The sequence below is a fragment of the Gordonibacter sp. genome (assembly GCF_036667095.1).
In the GTDB taxonomy this organism is placed as follows: Bacteria; Actinomycetota; Coriobacteriia; order Coriobacteriales; family Eggerthellaceae; genus Gordonibacter.
Genome location: NZ_JAVWUP010000004.1, coordinates 40890 through 56992 on the forward strand (window position 1 = coordinate 40890; position 16103 = coordinate 56992).

At 61.3% G+C, this 16103-nt stretch carries 12 protein-coding genes and 1 riboswitch; of the genes, 6 read left to right on the forward strand and 6 right to left on the reverse strand.

The window, feature by feature from the left end; all coding sequences use genetic code 11:
• Positions 1-4 precede the first annotated feature (4 nt).
• Positions 5-1048, forward strand: coding sequence for an EamA family transporter (locus tag RR842_RS01020; RefSeq protein ID WP_332553635.1), 1044 nt, complete (start codon positions 5-7; stop codon positions 1046-1048).
• Positions 1049-1481: 433 nt separating this feature from the next.
• Here RR842_RS01020 and RR842_RS01025 read toward each other — a convergent pair whose 3' ends face one another.
• On the reverse strand, positions 1482-2303 hold the full coding sequence (locus tag RR842_RS01025) for an arylamine N-acetyltransferase (protein WP_332512659.1): 822 nt from the start codon (positions 2301-2303) through the stop codon (positions 1482-1484).
• A 270-nt stretch (positions 2304-2573) separates the two neighbouring features.
• Between RR842_RS01025 and RR842_RS01030 the strand changes: the two genes are divergently transcribed.
• Complete coding sequence (locus RR842_RS01030) at positions 2574-3641, forward strand: membrane dipeptidase (RefSeq protein ID WP_332728827.1); 1068 nt, start codon at positions 2574-2576, stop codon at positions 3639-3641.
• Between the two features lie 124 nt (positions 3642-3765).
• Here RR842_RS01030 and RR842_RS01035 read toward each other — a convergent pair whose 3' ends face one another.
• Genes RR842_RS01035 through RR842_RS01055 form a run of 5 tightly spaced genes read right to left on the reverse strand, consistent with a single transcriptional unit; the run spans position 3766 to position 9227 of the window.
• Complete coding sequence (locus RR842_RS01035) at positions 3766-4932, reverse strand: hypothetical protein (RefSeq protein WP_332728828.1); 1167 nt, start codon at positions 4930-4932, stop codon at positions 3766-3768.
• Positions 4929-6098, reverse strand: coding sequence for a 4Fe-4S dicluster domain-containing protein (locus RR842_RS01040; protein ID WP_332728829.1), 1170 nt, complete (start codon positions 6096-6098; stop codon positions 4929-4931). Before RR842_RS01040 ends, RR842_RS01035 begins: the two co-directional genes overlap by 4 nt.
• Positions 6091-7662 (reverse strand): glutamate--tRNA ligase, encoded by a 1572-nt coding sequence (gene gltX, locus RR842_RS01045; protein ID WP_332728830.1) that lies wholly within the window; start codon positions 7660-7662, stop codon positions 6091-6093. Before gltX ends, RR842_RS01040 begins: the two co-directional genes overlap by 8 nt.
• Positions 7663-7722: 60 nt before the next feature.
• The gene (locus RR842_RS01050) at positions 7723-8478 is read right to left on the reverse strand and encodes a DUF1461 domain-containing protein (protein WP_332574463.1); all 756 of its coding nucleotides are present in this window, start codon (positions 8476-8478) and stop codon (positions 7723-7725) included.
• The gene (locus RR842_RS01055; protein ID WP_332512651.1) at positions 8475-9227 is read right to left on the reverse strand and encodes a gamma-glutamyl-gamma-aminobutyrate hydrolase family protein; all 753 of its coding nucleotides are present in this window, start codon (positions 9225-9227) and stop codon (positions 8475-8477) included. The genes RR842_RS01050 and RR842_RS01055 overlap by 4 nt, the downstream gene beginning before the upstream one ends.
• An 82-nt stretch (positions 9228-9309) precedes the next feature.
• Here RR842_RS01055 and RR842_RS01060 point away from each other — a divergent pair, with 82 nt between their 5' ends.
• The 4 genes from RR842_RS01060 (at position 9310) to priA (ending at position 15887) form a co-directional block, all read left to right on the forward strand.
• On the forward strand, positions 9310-10629 hold the full coding sequence (locus RR842_RS01060; RefSeq protein ID WP_332512650.1) for a hypothetical protein: 1320 nt from the start codon (positions 9310-9312) through the stop codon (positions 10627-10629).
• A gap of 29 nt (positions 10630-10658) precedes the next feature.
• Positions 10659-12005, forward strand: coding sequence for a hypothetical protein (locus RR842_RS01065; protein ID WP_332512649.1), 1347 nt, complete (start codon positions 10659-10661; stop codon positions 12003-12005).
• 120 nt (positions 12006-12125) lie between these two features.
• A riboswitch (SAM riboswitch) is annotated at positions 12126-12219 on the forward strand.
• A 9-nt stretch (positions 12220-12228) separates the two neighbouring features.
• The gene (gene metK, locus RR842_RS01070) at positions 12229-13494 is read left to right on the forward strand and encodes a methionine adenosyltransferase (RefSeq protein ID WP_332565316.1); all 1266 of its coding nucleotides are present in this window, start codon (positions 12229-12231) and stop codon (positions 13492-13494) included.
• A gap of 44 nt (positions 13495-13538) precedes the next feature.
• The gene (priA, locus tag RR842_RS01075) at positions 13539-15887 is read left to right on the forward strand and encodes a primosomal protein N' (protein ID WP_332512645.1); all 2349 of its coding nucleotides are present in this window, start codon (positions 13539-13541) and stop codon (positions 15885-15887) included.
• The last annotated feature ends 216 nt before the right edge of the window (positions 15888-16103 follow it).

Here is a 16103-nt window from a genome sequence, read left to right on the forward strand (position 1 = left end):
CGGCGTGGGTTCGAGTGAGTTGAGGGAAACTGCTCCCGGCGAAGGCGTTCGTGCGGGGGAGGCATTCTTCCGCAAGCGGTTTTGGCGGGGCATCGTGTGTACGTTGGTGGGAGCGGCCCTCTGGGGATTTTCGGGGGCCTGCGCGCAGTTCCTGCTGTCGAACTACGCCATCACCCCGGCGTTCATTACTAGCGCCCGCATGCTGGGGGCCGGGTTGCTGTTCTTGATCGTGCTGTGGGCAACGCAGCGCGAAAAGCTTTTCTCCATGCTGCGCGACAAGCGCACGATGGGCAGGCTTGCGGTGTTCGGCGGTGTGGGACTGTACTTGTGCCAGATAACCTATGCCATCGTCATCGGCTACACGAACGCGGGCACGGCCACGGTGCTGCAGTGCACGGGTATTGCGTTCGTCCTGCTGTTCACGTGCGTGTTCTTGCGACGGCTCCCGCGCGTACGCGAAACGGTGGGGCTGGTGGCAGCCATGGGCTCTACCTGGATCATTGCCACGCAGGGCGATGTGGGCACTCTGGCGTTGCCTTTGCCGGGGCTGGTATGGGGTATCGCGAACGGGTTGTCGGTCGCGTTCTATATTATGTTTCCGAAGAGCCTTTTTGCCGAGTGGGGGAGCTTTGCCGTAACGGGCCTCGGTATGCTGGTGGGGGGCATTGCGGCTACGGCTGTATGGCTATCGGGTATCCTCGACGGCCAGGCAGGAGCGTTACCTGTCATGGATGCGGCGGGGTGGTCGGTCTTGGCTGTCATCGCCGTCGTGGGAACGTTCGCGGCGTTTGCCTTATACCTCCATGGGGTATCTGTTATAGGCTCGGTGAAGGGAAGCCTCCTTGGTGCCATTGAGCCGGTGAGCGCCACGGTGTTCGCGGCGCTGTGGTTGGGCACGGCGTTCACGGGAGCCGACTGGATAGGTTTTGCGCTCATGATCGCCATGATATTCTTGGTGACAGGGGAGAAGCCGAGCATGCCCGATGATGCCGCCGCTTCGAAAAGCGATAGCGAAGATCATGTTGGCAAGAAGGCTTCTGAATCCTGACAACTCCGCGTTGCCCTACAGCGGGGAGGTGTCGCAACGCGATTGTCCAACCTATGGCTTGCAGGTGGGGCAGCTGGCGGGTGCGGCTGGCGGGCACAGCTGGCGGGCGAAGCTGGCGGGCACAGCTGGTGGGCACAGCTGGTGGGCACAGCTGGTGGGCACAGCTGGCGGCGCGGGGGATGGTAGGTTCGGCGTGGACAAAAATAGCGTTCGGGGCCTTGCTCAGCGTATGGCAAGCGTCTATGGGGTTTTGCGACCTGGCCTTTTGTATGCCAGAAGTTGATTTGCCTTCAAAATCGCTGTTTTTCGCAACCCCGAACCTCGTTTTTGTCCATGACCCTCTGAATTATATAAATGGAAGCGCTGTATGCGCGACGTTGGAAAGCAGGTAGCATTCTGCTCGGTCAGCTCGCCGACGTCGGTGGCTTCCGGGCTAGGTGCCGTAAGGCCGGAAGCCGAAGTAGGTTTCCAGCGCGTCGGCGAAAGCTGCTTCGTCGGGCAGCGGCGTGCGGGTTCTCTCGCCGTTGGCACGCACAGTCAGCGTGTCGTCCCAGATGCCGTAGTAGCCATCCTTGGTGCGTAGGTTGGCGATGCGGTGGTCGTGGAACTCCATGCCAGGTTGCGAGCACGACAGGTTCAGCGAGTCGAAGTCCTTGTCGGTAACTGTTGCCAAGCAGAATTCTACCTCGGTCTGCGTGCGCGAGGGCCCCTCGATGCCGTAGAGATCCTTCTTCGCCTGGGTTACGCGGTCGATGGCCCACCAGTAGTCGTCAAGTTTGTTGGTGGTGAAGCGCTCGCCGCGGATAACCTGCTCCTGTCCGTTGCTCAAGTTTACCGAGGCACACGGCAAGGGGCCGCCGAACCCTACGTCGGCGAACACCTCGCGGCCGTCGATTGCCACCAAGATGCCCCGATGGTTGATGGGGTCTTTCTCGATCTGTCCGCACACGGCGCGGCACAAACACGGGCGCGCTGCGAATCCTAAGCTGACCAACAGGCGCTCGAACAGCGCGTTCAGCTCATAGCAGTAGCCGCCGCGATGTTGCGTGACGATCTTGTCGAACACGTGGCCGGGATCGAGGTCGGGTGCCTCGGTGCACTGGTGCATGTCGATGGTCTCGAACGGAATCGAGCATTGATGGGCGTATACCAGCTCGTCGAGCGCGCCCTGCGTTGCGCCTGCCGGCCTCGTGCAGCCGATGCGCTCCAAGTAGGCTTGCGCCTGCGGTGCGGTGAAGGCTCCTTTGTTTTCCATGATGTCCCCTGTCCCCTGAAAGCGCAACGCGATCCCCTGAACGCATTGCTGATATCGATGACTATAATACTTGACAGAGGCATGATAGTGTCCGCCAATCTTATGTTGGAAGGGCGAAGGTGCCCTTGAATCCGAGGTGTTTTCTTGGCTATAATCGGCTGCGAGAATGAGGAGGGGCGAACGCTCGGGACCCCTGTGCTGCTGCGGGTGAGGGCTGCGACAGGCGCTTTGGTGAAATAGACATTAGCTCGAGAAAGAATGGACGGGGAAATGACAAGCGATTCCGAGACTCGGACCGAGGAGGCTGCAGTGCCGTGTGGAGGCGATAGCTCTCAGACGGGGCGCTTGCGCGTGTTCGACCTGCACTGCGACACGCTGGATAGACTGGCGTTTCATGGCGATCCATCGGTGCCGGGAGGGTTCGCGGAGCATGATGCGCTCATCCCTGCATCGCGCATGAGCTCGCTGGCGGCCAACGACGCGCAGGTGTCGCTCGACCGCATGGAGGCGTATCGGTGGTGCCAGTGCTTTGCGGCGTTCATTCCCGACGAGGCGCACGGCAATGCAGCGTGGGGGCTGTTCGAGCGCGTGCGTGCGGTATGGGAACGCGAGCTGGAGCGCCATGCCGACAGACTGGCGCGCGTGCGCAGCGTGGCCGATATAGAAGCGGTCCATGCTGCAGGTAAGACGGCAGGGCTGTTCACGGTGGAGGGTGCGTCGTTTTTAGAGGACGACGGAACGGCCGAGGAGCGCCTCGACACGTTGGCCGACGCGAACGTGCGCATGGTCACGCTCACTTGGAACGGGCGCAATGCGCTCGGCAGCGGCAACGACACCGCGCATGGCCTGACGGCGTTCGGCCGCGTGTGTGTGCGCGAGTTGGAGCGGCGCAGCATCGTGGTGGACGTGTCGCATCTAAACGACACCGGGTTTCGCGACGTGTGCGAGGCCGCGACGCGCCCCTTTGTCGCTTCGCATTCGAATGCACGCAGCGTGTGCGGCCATCCCCGCAACCTCGCCGATTGGCAGCTGCGCGAGCTTGCCGACCGCGGTGGCATTGCGGGCTTGAACTTCTGTACCGATTTTGTGTCCGAAACCCATGCCGACCCCACGCGCGATGACGTGCTGCGCCAGGTGGATCGCATCCTGAACGTGGCGGGCGAGGGGGTGCTGGCACTGGGCAGCGACTACGACGGCTGCGACGTTCCTAGCTGGTTGAATCCTTGCGACAAGATAGGCACCTTGCACGAATTGTTGGTCGCTCAGTTCGGCGCAGAAATAGCCGACAAGGTGTTCTTCGACAACGCACACGCCTTCTTCGAGCGGTTGGAGGAGTAGAGCGCTCGCGGGCGCTTGCGCTCGCGAGCGATGGTTGCGTCTTCGGCTGCCGGTTGGCTTTGGCCTGCCACCGCCCGGGAACTGTCGCTAGGGGACAGCTTCGACCTTCCGCGTCGGGGTGGCGCTAGGCTGCTTGGCTTGAGGGCGTTGCCGTGGCGGCGTACAGCTCCAGGTAGTCGCCGTCTTTCACCGTGACGGTTTGCGAGCTTCCGCGGATAACATACTTGGTGTCGGTGATGGAATCGTCGTTGAAGGCCAGGTCTTTCATGACGAAGGCCGCGCTGTCGTTCTCGGCGACGGCGGCTGCGTCGTTTTGCGCCGTGATGGTGTAGGTTCCGGCGGGCATGTCCGTGCCCACCCGGTACAACCCGCTTTGATAGGGTGCTGTCGGGGCGAACTCGGATTTCGAGACGGGATAGAAGCGCGCCGTGTCGTTCGCGACGAAGGCGATGACATCCCCGCTGCCAAGCTCGGTGAAGTAGTTACCGAAATACACCACGCCGTCATCGAGGCGGTAGGAGCCGTTGCCGGCTTCCTTGAACACGTAGAAGTTCATCTCCTCGGCTTGGCTTCCCTCGAGGAAGTACGTTCCCGGCTGGATGTCCTTGCCAGCACCCACGGTGTAGACGCCTGCGGAACAACGCCCGTCTACCACGGAGTTGCTCATCTCGCCGTAGGCACCTCTGATCTCGTCGAGGGTGAAGGTATCCATTTGCGCCGAGGGGTCGCTGTTGTCGTAATCGTACCCATAGTCGTCGTAGTTGTCGAGGTACGAACCGGAGTTGCGGTATTCCTGTGCACCAACGATGGCGGCAACGGTGGTGCAGCTTACGCAGCCACCGATGCCCAGCAAGAACACGAGCAGGCATCCGCCCAGCACCCACGGCCACGCCTTCTTCTTGCGAGGGGGCTCGGCGGCAGCGAAATAGGGCGGCTGTGCGGGATAGGGCGGGTAGGAAGGCTGCGCTCCGTAGGGCGCGGGCGGCACCTGTCCATACGGTTGCTGGTCGTATGCTTGCGGCGCACCGTATACAACAGGAGGTTGTTGCCCCGGATAGGGCTGCTGCGGATAGCCTTGCGGTGGGTAAGGCTGCTGCGGGTATCCTTGCGTCGCCGGGGGTTGCGGTACCTGCGGAGGATAGGCGGCAGCGGGCGAGGCGGTTTGCGCTCCTTCGCCGGGCATCGGCGGCACCTCGTAGGGCGACGGCGGGGTTGTTGGCACTTGGCCCGCCGGCTGGTCTCCTGAGGGCTCGGGGGTGCTACCGGCGTTCGGCTGCTCGGGCTCGGTCATGACTGCTCCTTCTCGTTTCCATCTTGTTCGCGGAATATCTCGGCCGTTGCCTCGATCAGGTCGACGGCTTGTTGGGCGCAGGTGCCGACGCACAGGCCGCAGCCGATGCAGTAGCGCACGTCGTAGGCAAGCGTGCCGTCGGCAGGGTTGGGGTAGCGAGCACCGGTCGGACAGGCGGCGACGCAATCGAGCGCATTCGTGCAGCGTGAGCAGTCGGTCTGCGAGACCACGACGGGCACTTTGCCCGCGATGCTCGGATCGCGCTCGATGGCCTCGAGGATCATCTGCTGCTTGGGCCACATGGTCTTTTTCGTGCGTCCGTCGGGCGCGAAGTCGTTGAATTCCGTGCCGTTTCCCAGGTTCAGACGCGTGAGGGCACGCGAGCGCTCACGACGCTCGTAGAACTCCTGCAGCACCTCGGAGTTGCGCAGGCGGCGTTTGCCTGAAGCGATATCACCCACGTCGCCCACGATGTTCGTGAACGCGCTGCGACGATCGACCCCGGTGGGATCCGTCAAATCCTTGACCAGGCTCTCCTTCTCGGGGATCTCCTCGATCCATCCGATGCTGCGTCCACTCCATTGCTCGGCCGTCTCGATGGCGTGGGAGTACAGCAGCTCGCCCATGTCTCCCGCCCGTGGACAGTCGGTGCAGTAGGCCAGGTCGGCTGCGATCTTCACAGGGATGTTCTCGGAGAGCACCAGCGTCCAGAACTCGGGGGCAAGCGCCGCCAGGCAGGGAAGCACGACGACGTTGGCTGCCGGCTCGAGCCCGGGGAACAGGTTCTCCTTGCAGGTGAGCACCACGTCCTCGCCGCGCAGGGCGATACGGCGTATGCGTGCGTGCAAATCGTTCATGGTGACGCGTGTCGAGGAGAACGCGTCGCAGATACCCAGGCAGATGCCGCAGTAGGTGCAGGCCTCCGTGTCGAGGACGGGAACCCCCTCGTCGGTATACGAGACGGCCCCGTGGGGACAGGCTAAGGCACACCGCTCGCAGTCCGTGCCATGCGCTCGCGTGCAGAAGTCGCGCAGTACGACGATATGCTGAGGCCGCAGGCGCTCCTCAGCGCCGTCGACCTGCACGGATGCAGACTCGGCGTCGCGTTCGCATCCGTCGTCGGTTTCGAAGCCCTCTTTGTTTGCCAAGGGGCGGGCATCAGCCACCGAACACCTCTTTCGTTGCAGCATCGATGCGCGCTAATACGTCGGCGCGGGGAAGAAGCTCGATGCTCTCGAACAGCGGCGGCGACACCATGTTGCCGCATATGGCTACGCGCAAGGGCTGGAACAGTAGCTTCGGCTTTATCTCCAATTTTTCGCCGCAGGCGCGGCACGCCTCCTGCAAAGCCTCGGCCTCCCAAGCCACGCTCTCGTCGGCCAGCACGCTGCGGCAGGCGGCGAGAGCTTCGTCGGCGCGCGCGCCTTCCTTGCGCAAAACCTTGGCTACGCTCTTCTCGTCCAGCTGCACGTAAGGGCCCCAGAACATGAACGCCAGCTTGTCCACAGCCTCGTCCAAGCGCGTCAGACGCTCGGCCACCAGCGGGTACAGCGCGCAGTACCACGTTGCGCGCTCCTGTACGTCGGCGAGAGCCGCCTCGATGGCTGCCTGGCTGTAGGCGCCTTCGGCCTCTTCGGGGTCGAGTGGCGTTCCGGCTGCGACGGCACTGCCCAGGATATTGGCCTTCGCCAGCCACAAAAGAGACGCCCTTACCCAGGCGTTCGCCCCCATGTCCTTGACATACTGGCCGTTCATCCAGTCAAGCTTCGTCTCGTCGAACACTGCATCCTTCTTGGTCACGCGGTCAAGCGTAAACTCGCGGCAAAGCGTCTCCCGGTCGATAAGCGTCGTCTCGCCGTCGAGCGACCAGCCCAGAAGCGCCAGGAAGTTCACCATGGCATCGGGCAGGTAGCCACGCTCGCAGAACTCCTCGACCGAGGCCGCGCCGTGGCGCTTCGAGAGCTTCTTGCCGTCCTGCCCTAAGATCATAGACAGATGGGCGAACGTAGGCACGTCTTTCCCCAACGCCTCGTAGATGAGTATCTGGCGCGGCGTATTCGACAGGTGGTCGTCGCCGCGGATAACATGCGTGATGCCCATGTTCGCGTCGTCGCACACCACGGCGAAGTTGTAGGTGGGGGAGCCGTCCGTGCGCACGACGATCATGTCGTCCATGACCTCGACGGGGAAGCTCACGTGTCCGTACACCGCGTCGTCGAATTCGATGGGCTCGCGCTCGAGCGGCACCTTGAGGCGCCATACATGCGGCTCGCCTGCGGCAATGCGCGCATCAGCCTCGGCGGCGTCGAGGTCGCGACACGTGCGGTCGTAGCCCGCATAGCCGCCCTCTTCGGCCTCGGCTTTGGCACGCTTCGCATCCAGCTCGTCTTTGGTGCAGAAGCACGGGTACACGCTTCCGCGTTCCCGCATCAGCTTGAGCGCCGCCGCGTAGGTGTCCATGCGCTGCGTCTGGAAGTACGGCCCTGCCATGCCGCCTACCTCGGGGCCTTCGTCCCAATCCAGCCCCAGCCACTTCATGGCGTTGAGGATGACGTCCACGTTCTCCTGCGTGGAGCGCTCCGGGTCGGTGTCCTCGATGCGCAGGACGAAATCCCCGCCGGTTGCCCGGGCGAACGCCCAGTTGTAGATGGCGGTTCGCGCTCCGCCCACGTGGAGACGCCCCGTCGGCGAGGGGGCGAAACGTACGCGCACTTTTTTCTCGTCAGTCATACAGCTTCCAATCTTCTTTTCCTGTCACCAAGCCGTTCGACATGCCGTCTCCCCGCCAGCCTAAACCTGCCGTCGCAGGATGGATCCCACAACAATTGCCAGTATAGACAACAGGCCGGTAACGGCAAGCCACACGGCCCCCATCCCCATCCAAAATGCAGTTGGATACATGGTGATGAGCAGCGACTCGTAGGAGAATGTCCACGTGCCGTCTGCAAAGAACAGCGAGTGGAACACGGCGAAAAACCCATCGAAGTTCACCGCAGCCACGATTCCTAGCATAAGGAACACGATGAGGACGGTGGTGCCGCCCATGAGCAGCGCTTCCCCGGCGTTGCAGCGTTTTCCCGAGAGCAGTAGTGCGAGCGTCAGCGCCACGGCAAGCACGCAGGTGCCGACAAGCCAGGGTCTCGCCTGCTCGACGACCAGATACACGTCGTCCAGATGCGAGATCGAGCTTTCATCGAGCGTGTAGTTCTCTTCAAGTCCCGACATCCGTTTCTCTTTGTTTGCAAGGGGTGTGTCGGCTTCCTGGTTTATAGCCTTGAGCACGTCGGCAAGGGCGGCTTGGTCGTGGGAGTCCACCGTAAAGTCGCGTGTGGCCACGGCGGCGCGCACCAGCTGGTCGTGCGTGAAGGCCGTGCCTGGATTGTCCATGCCGGAAAACGCGCCCGCTAGGGCTTGGGTCGTCTGTGGCAGGCAGCAGGCGGCAAAACCTGCCGCCACGAACGTGATGGCCAGCGCAATTGCCGCCACGATGGTTGTGATCGAGCTGGCGATGCTGCGGTGCTTGCCGATGGGATTTTTGCTGGTCATGAGAACATCGCTTTCTTGTTGGAGTAATGGTGGCGGGCGCGATTGGTTGTTTGGTCGGTGCATGCGCCTACGAACGCCTTTGCAATTGCACGTGAATGCTTGTTCGGACGTTCCATTTCCGGATGCCACTGAATGCCCCAGAAAAACGATGATCGAGCTCGGTAGAATGCCTCGACGAGCCCATCTTCCGTTTGACCCATTACGTCCAAATCGGATGATAGTTCGCTGATTCCCTGGTGGTGAGCGCTGTTTGTCTTTATACTTAAGGTGCCGAGCGTCTTCGCTAGGGGAGTGTCTGCCACGGTGTTCACCGTGTGGGTGGCCTCGCTGAGGGGCTCTTCCTGCCAATGATTTTCGTATCGGCCGCAAGCTTTTAGGTCTTGGTGCAACGATCCGCCCAAGACGACGTTTGCCATCTGCATTCCCCGGCATATCCCCAAAAAAGGCACGTCCGCCGAGAGTGCGTACTCCACGAAAAACGCCTCCGTTCCATCACGCTTCGGATTGGGTTTTTCGGTGGGGGAAAGCCTTTTTTCGCGGTATAAGGCTGGGTTGATATCGGATCCGCCGGGGATGAGAAGACCGTCGCAGAGCGATAGGAGGGCTGTCAGATCTCCCCTTGAATCGCAGGGCGGTATAACCAGGGCAACGGCGTTTGACGATTCTAAAAACGTCACGTAGTCTCTGGCGATCGAGTAGCGTTCCGGATGGTAGTCGTATTGTGATGATATTCCCACGATTGGTTTCATGAGGCCATTCCTTGTCTGAGATGGTACTGCTTTTGCTAGTATAATGGAATTAAACAAGTTGCATGGCGAAGAGGGTGGTTTGATGGCTGACGGCGTTGCTCCGGCCTCGAAAGAGACGGACAAGTGGTTTTCGAAAGAGCCGGCATTTGCCAAATTAATTTCTTTAGGTCATTTTGACAAACTTCGCGGCCTTGATGAGAAAAGCCAACGATTCGAGATCATCGTGCGCGAAAATATCGTGCAAGGCGATCATCTTTCTCGGGAAGATGTTTCCGCACTTTCCGAGGCTGTTGGACGGTATTGCGAAAGTGAGTCGGGTACGGCGGACAAGATGGCTTTTCTGCTGTTCTTCATATGCTTTGAGTGGAATCATCGCCAGCTCAACGATGTGTCCGAGCGACAACTTGCATGGAAAAAACTGTTCAAGGCCGCTGGAAGTTGTTTTTCCGACTATGCAATGTTTTCGTATGCGCTCTCCCTCTATTATCGCGCCGAGGGCACGTTGTCGAAGGCGTTGGAGTTTGCGTGTCGTGCTTGCGAGCAGGCTCCCAAGCATATAGGCCTTCTGAACAGCTATCTTGAGATGCTTCTTGACGAGACTGAGCAAAGTCTGCTTTCTGGGCCGGGCGTGTCTGCGGACCAATTCGAGTGCCCGACAGTGCCTGACGAAGACACAAAACAGTTGCAAGGGTTGCTGGATCGGTTTCAATCGATGACGCAGGGGCAAGCGTTTGACCAGGATTTTCCGACGTTTCATATAAATCTGGGCAGACTCAGAGCATGCCTGGGCTTCTTTGGCGACGCTCGGAGGGAGTTCGACCGGGCCGAAGAGCTGGCGGTTGGGCAGTTTGAAGCGAAGAGCAAGAGCGACAACGAGGGGGAGCGCTTGCACAGCAGCAGCGAATACGTGCAGCTCATCGCCTGGATAGCAACCAGTCGTACTACTTGCGATCAAATGCAGGGCGCTCGTTCGTTGCGGGCTTATGTCGAAATGAGCCGAGAGGGCATTCAGGAGATGATCGAAAGCTTGCTGGAGAAGCACGCCGAGGTCGAGCGGCGCGTTAACGACGAGAAGATCAACATGGTGGAGATGCTAGCGTTTTTTGCCGGGATCATTGCGTTGATTGTTGGGGCGGTGTCGCTGGGGAGCGGTATGTCGTTTGCGGCGCGCGGGCTTTTGCTGCTCGTAATGCTGGGAGTGCTGATGGTGGCTTTCGGGGCTCTTTCTTTTCTGCTCGAGGCTGATCGATCGGCTCAGTGTTCTTCTACGGGGAATCGCTTGGGTTTTGCAGCATCGTTTTTTGCTGCAAGGTCTGCTCCCGTTGTTGCGATCGGATTTGCGGTTATTGTGCTGTGCTTTGTCCTTGGTCTTGTTTTGCCCCCAGGTGCAATGGGCTTCTAACGGAACTTTCCCACGAATAGAGAGACGCCATGAAACAGTATCGCCAAGAATATTTGGAAGCGCTCGAAAGCCTCGACGGCGATGTGCCGGGTTGCGAGGCGGCGCTGTCCTACATTGAGCAGTCTGACATTTGGGTGCACGGCCGACCCGTGCCCTTTTCCTACGTTCCCAATTTGGTGGGCTCGCAGGATCGCCGGTTTCTTCAGGAAGTTTGCACGATGGCCCATACCATTCTGTGCAAGGTTATCGCCCGCTATTTGGAAGATGCAACCTATCGCGCGCTGTTCGGTTTCTCGCCCGAGATGGAGCGGCTTATCATGCTGCCATGCGACTATGGACAGATGCTTCCTCTAGCCCGATTCGATATCTTTCTTGACGAAAACGATCTCAGCTTCAAGTTTTGCGAATTCAATACCGATGGGAGCGGGGCGATGTCGCGCGACCTTGAGATTGGCCACGCACTGCAGCGAGGTGCTACCTACCATCAGTTCGCCTCGCGTCATCGCGTTGAGCAGTTTGAGCTATTCGATTCGTGGGTTGAAGCGTTTATGTCCAGCTATCGAGAGTGTCCTTACGCGAAACCTTGCCCGACGGTGGCTGTAACTGATTTTCGCGAGAGCGGCGTGTTTAGCGATTTCAACCGATTCATCGCCGCTTTCGAGCGGGCGGGCTATCCGGCTCGTTTTGTGGATGTTCGGTCGTTTATCTTTGACGGGGAAAACCTAGTCGACCCTTCCGACGGAACGGTGATAGATGTCATTTATCGGCGCGCCGTTACCAGTGAGATGCTGCAGCATCCTGGTGAATGCGATGCGCTCATTGATGCAGTTGAACAGCGGAAGGTATGCCTGATTGGCCATTTTAGAACAACGGTCGTCCATTCCAAAGTGGTTTCCATCGTGTTGTTCGACTCACAGACGAGGTCCTTTTTGACTGACGAGGAGTGCTCGTTCATTGACGAGCACGTGCCGCGCACCTTCCGGCTGCAACGCGGTCAGGGATTTGATGTAAACGTGGTAAAGGCAAGCAAAGATGCGTGGATTATCAAACCTGAGGACGATTATGGTGCCCGCGGTGTGTATCCAGGTGTAAGCATGGCCGCTGACGAGTGGGGCGCGCTGGTTGACCAGAAGCTCGATGAGTCCTACATCGTTCAAGAGTATTATCCTCCACGCGAGGTTGGTTTAGTGCGGGCTGACGTTTCGGAAGTCGGAGGTCAGAGTGCGGTTGAGGCTTGGACATCGATGCCAGGCCTGTATGTCTACAACGGCGCATTCAAAGGTTTGTACTGTCGAAACGGATGCGAGGGGATAATTGCTCTTGACCACGGTGGGCTGTGCAGCCCGAGCTTCTCCGTTGACGATGAAAATTTCTGAGGTGCTTTTCGAAACGACGATTGCTGCATTGATTGCTGGAACGCGCGTTCTTGCATTGGAGGCAAATTTACGATATTTTAAACCAGCCTGTCTGTCAAGCGAATAGGCGAGTTCGCCGACCGTTTATCGAGAGCTGGGGAAGAGAGTTGGCTCGAGGATCCCGGCACCAACCTGGCAAAGCATGCCAAGGTGGTCCTGCCGACATCGATGAAGGAGAAACATCATGCTCAATAACCAAGGAAGCTATCTGTTCACGTCCGAGTCCGTGACGGAAGGGCATCCCGACAAGGTATGCGACCAGATATCAGACGCGGTGCTTGACGCCATCCTGTCCAAGGAGATCGAGTTGGCCGAGCGCGGTTACGTGGCGCCGGGCGGGCAGGCGGCTGACCCGTCCCAGGTGCGCTGCGCCTGCGAGACGCTGGCTACCACGGGCATGGTCATCGTGACGGGCGAGATCCGCACGCAGGCCTACGTGGACGTGCCGGGCATTGTGCGCGAGGTGCTCTCCGACATCGGCTACAACCGCGCGAAGTACGGCTTCGACTGCGACACGTGCGGCGTGTTGAACGCCATCCACGAACAGAGTCCGGACATTGCGCAGGGCGTGGACGAGTCATGGGAGGCCCAGCACGGGCTTGCAGGCGACGATCCTTACGAGCGCGTCGGCGCGGGCGATCAGGGCATGATGTTCGGCTATGCCTGCAACGAGACGTCCACCCTTATGCCCATGCCGGTGTATCTGGCTCACCGTCTGGCCGAGCGTCTGACCGAGGTGCGCAAGGACGGTACGCTGCCGTACCTGCGCCCCGACGGCAAGACGCAGGTGTCGGTGCGCTACGAGGACGGCATTCCGACAAGCGTGGAGAAGGTGGTTGTGTCTACCCAGCACGCCGAGAACGTGGAGCATGGCGCTTTGAGCGCCGACATCGTCGCGCACGTGATCGAGCCCGTTTTCGCGGCCGAAGGCGTCAAGCTTGCCGAGGGTGCAGGCATCCATGTGAACCCCACCGGCCGCTTTGTCGTGGGCGGGCCCATGGGGGATGCGGGCCTCACCGGCCGCAAGATCATCGTGGACACCTACGGCGGCATGGGACGCCACGGCGGCGGCGCGTTCTCCGGCAAGGACTGCACGAAGGTAGACCGCTCGGGGGCCTATGCCGCGCGCTGGGTAGCCAAGAACGTGGTGGCCGCGGGGTTGGCTGACCGCTGCGAGGTGCAGGTGGCTTATGCCATCGGCATGGCGCGTCCGGTGAGTGTGATGGTCGACACCTTCGGCACCGCGAAGGTGCCCGAAGCCGACATCATGGCTGCCGTGGAAAGCGTGTTCGATCTGCGCCCCGGCGCCATTATCGATGCGCTGGACCTGCGCCGTCCGATCTACCGTAAAACCGCCGCCTACGGCCACTTCGGCCGCGAGCTGCCTGAGTTCACCTGGGAGCGAACCGACAAGGCCGGCGCGCTGCGGAAGGCCTGCGGGCTGGCGTAGGCTTTGCGTCCCCCAGGGGGTGGGGTGCTGGTATACTTGATCCCATGAAACTCGCATCGGTCATTCTCGACATACCTACGCAGGCGCTCGATACGCCCTATACCTACCTCGTTTCCGACGATCCGACCGCGCTCGGCGGCTACGACATCGTGGTGGGGTGTGCCGCGCTCGTGCCGTTCGGGCCCCGGCAGGCGATAGGATTCGTCGTCGCACTTGAAGAGCATGCGGCAGACGATCTCCCGGCAGGTCTGAACCTGTCAAAGCTGAAGGCGATCGTGCGGGCGGTGAGCCCGGCATACTTCGATGAGGAGGGTGCCGCGTGCGCGCAGTGGCTCTCCGAGCGCTACTTGGCACCGCTTTCGTCGTGTGTGCGGCTGTTCACGCCGCCTGGCGGCGTGCCGCGCATGGTACGTTCCCGCGAGGGGTATTGGCGGCTCGAGGAGCCGACCGTGGGGGAGGTTGACGATCGCTGGGTCGTGCCGGGTCCGTCGTTTGCCGACTTCGAGCCGCGCAAGAACGCCGTGAAGCAAGGGGCCATCGTAGAGGCTCTGCGTGCGGGTGAGCTGCGCGTGGCCGAACTGGCTGCTGAGCTCGGTGCCGTATCCGGTGCGCTAAAAACGCTCGAGGGCAAAGGTGCGGTGCGCATCGAGCGCCGTCGCCGCATGCGGGGGATGCCCTCTGGGGCGTCGGGTGGTGTCGGCAGTCGGGAGGAATCGGGAAGCAGCTTCGTGCCTTCCCGAAAGCCCCTCCTTACTTCCGGCCAGGCAAGTGCCCTAGGAGCCGTCGAATCTGCCTGTGCATCCGGCAATGGCGAGGTCGTGCTTCTCGACGGCGTCACGGGATCGGGCAAGACCGAGGTGTACCTCCAGGCTATCGAGGCGACGCTCGCGGCCGGCCGCACGGCGTGCGTGCTTGTGCCCGAGATTTCGCTGACGCCGCAGACGGTGGGCCGGTTCCGCGGCCGGTTCGGCGACACGGTGGCCGTCATGCACTCGCGCATGGGCGCGGGCGAGCGCTACGACCAGTGGGATTTCATCCGCTCGGGGGCGGCACGCGTGGTGGTGGGTGCGCGCAGTGCGCTGTTCACGCCGATGCGCAATTTGGGGCTCATCGTTATCGACGAGGAACACGAGGGGTCCTACAAGCAGGACAGCGCACCGCGCTACCATGCGCGCGACGTAGCGGTATGGATGGCGCGCCGCTCGGGTGCGGCCGTGGTGCTGGGGTCGGCCACGCCCTCTATCGAAAGCCTGCATGCCTGCGCCAAAGACGAGCGGTGGCATCAGGTGGAGCTGCCCGAACGCGCTAACGGCAAGCCGATGCCCCAGGTGCAGGTCGTGGACATGGCCCATGAGTTCGGAAGCGGCTCGCGCTCCATGTTCTCGCGTCCGCTGTCGAGCGCGCTGGCCGAGGAGCTGGCCGTGGGGCACAAGGCCGTGCTGCTGCTGAACCAACGCGGATTCGCTAAGTTCTTGCTGTGCCGCGAGTGCGGGTTCGTGCCGGAATGCCCGTCGTGCTCCACGTCGCTCACCTTCCATGAGCGCGGCAATTTCCTTATCTGCCATCATTGTGGCTACCGCATCGCGGCGCCGGCCACGTGTCCTGAATGCGGCAGCCCCTACTTGAAGAAGTTCGGTGCGGGTACCCAGCGCGTCGAGGCCGACCTGCGCGTGCTGTTGGACGAAGCGCCGGGCGTGGGGCCGGACGTGCCCATTGTGCGCATGGATGCCGACACCACCGGCGGCAAGGGGTCCCATCAGCGTCTGCTCGAGGAATTCGCCGCCGCTGACGCGGCAGTGCTGCTGGGCACGCAGATGATCGCCAAGGGACTCGACTTCGAGGACGTGACGCTGGTGGGTGTTATCAACGCCGACACCATGCTGAAGCTGCCCGACTACCGCGCCTCCGAGCGTACGTTCGCGCTGGTCGAGCAGGTGGCGGGCCGCGCTGGTCGGGCGGAGCTGCCGGGCCGCGTGCTCGTGCAGACCTACGAGGCTGATGCGGCGCCCATCCAGGCTGCCGCAACGTATGACCGCGCGCTGTTCCTGCGCGACGAGTTGCCTAAACGCCGGTTGTTGAAGTACCCGCCTTACGTGCGCATGGCCAACATCTTGGTGTGGGGCAAGGACGAAGGGGCGGTGCGCAGCCTTGCTGCGGCATTGCATGCCGACCTTGGACGTCACGTGCGCAACTATGTCGGCAACTCCTGGGACGTGTTGGCCGCTACGCCGTGCGTTCTTGCGAAGCTGCGCGGTACGTACCGCTGGCATATCGTGGTCAAATGCCCCCTGGAAAGCGATCTTTCCGCAGTGCTGCTCCCGTTTTTCCGTGCGCGCAAGCCGGATCGCGACGTGAACGTCGCAGTGGACGTCGATCCTGACGACTTGCTGTAGCGTCCGATGCGGCACCTTCGCGAGCATTCCGCGTGCGGCTGCCTTCCTGCCGATCGTTGGTTGGCAAGCCCCGGTTGCATGGTATCCTGTTCGCTTGCTGGGGGCGTTCATTCAAGAGGCGAAGGGAGAATGAACCGTGAAAACACACGCGACGCGGATCGCACGGTCGATCCTTGCCGCAGTGCTTGCCGCAGGATGCGCTTTCGTCGTACCTGC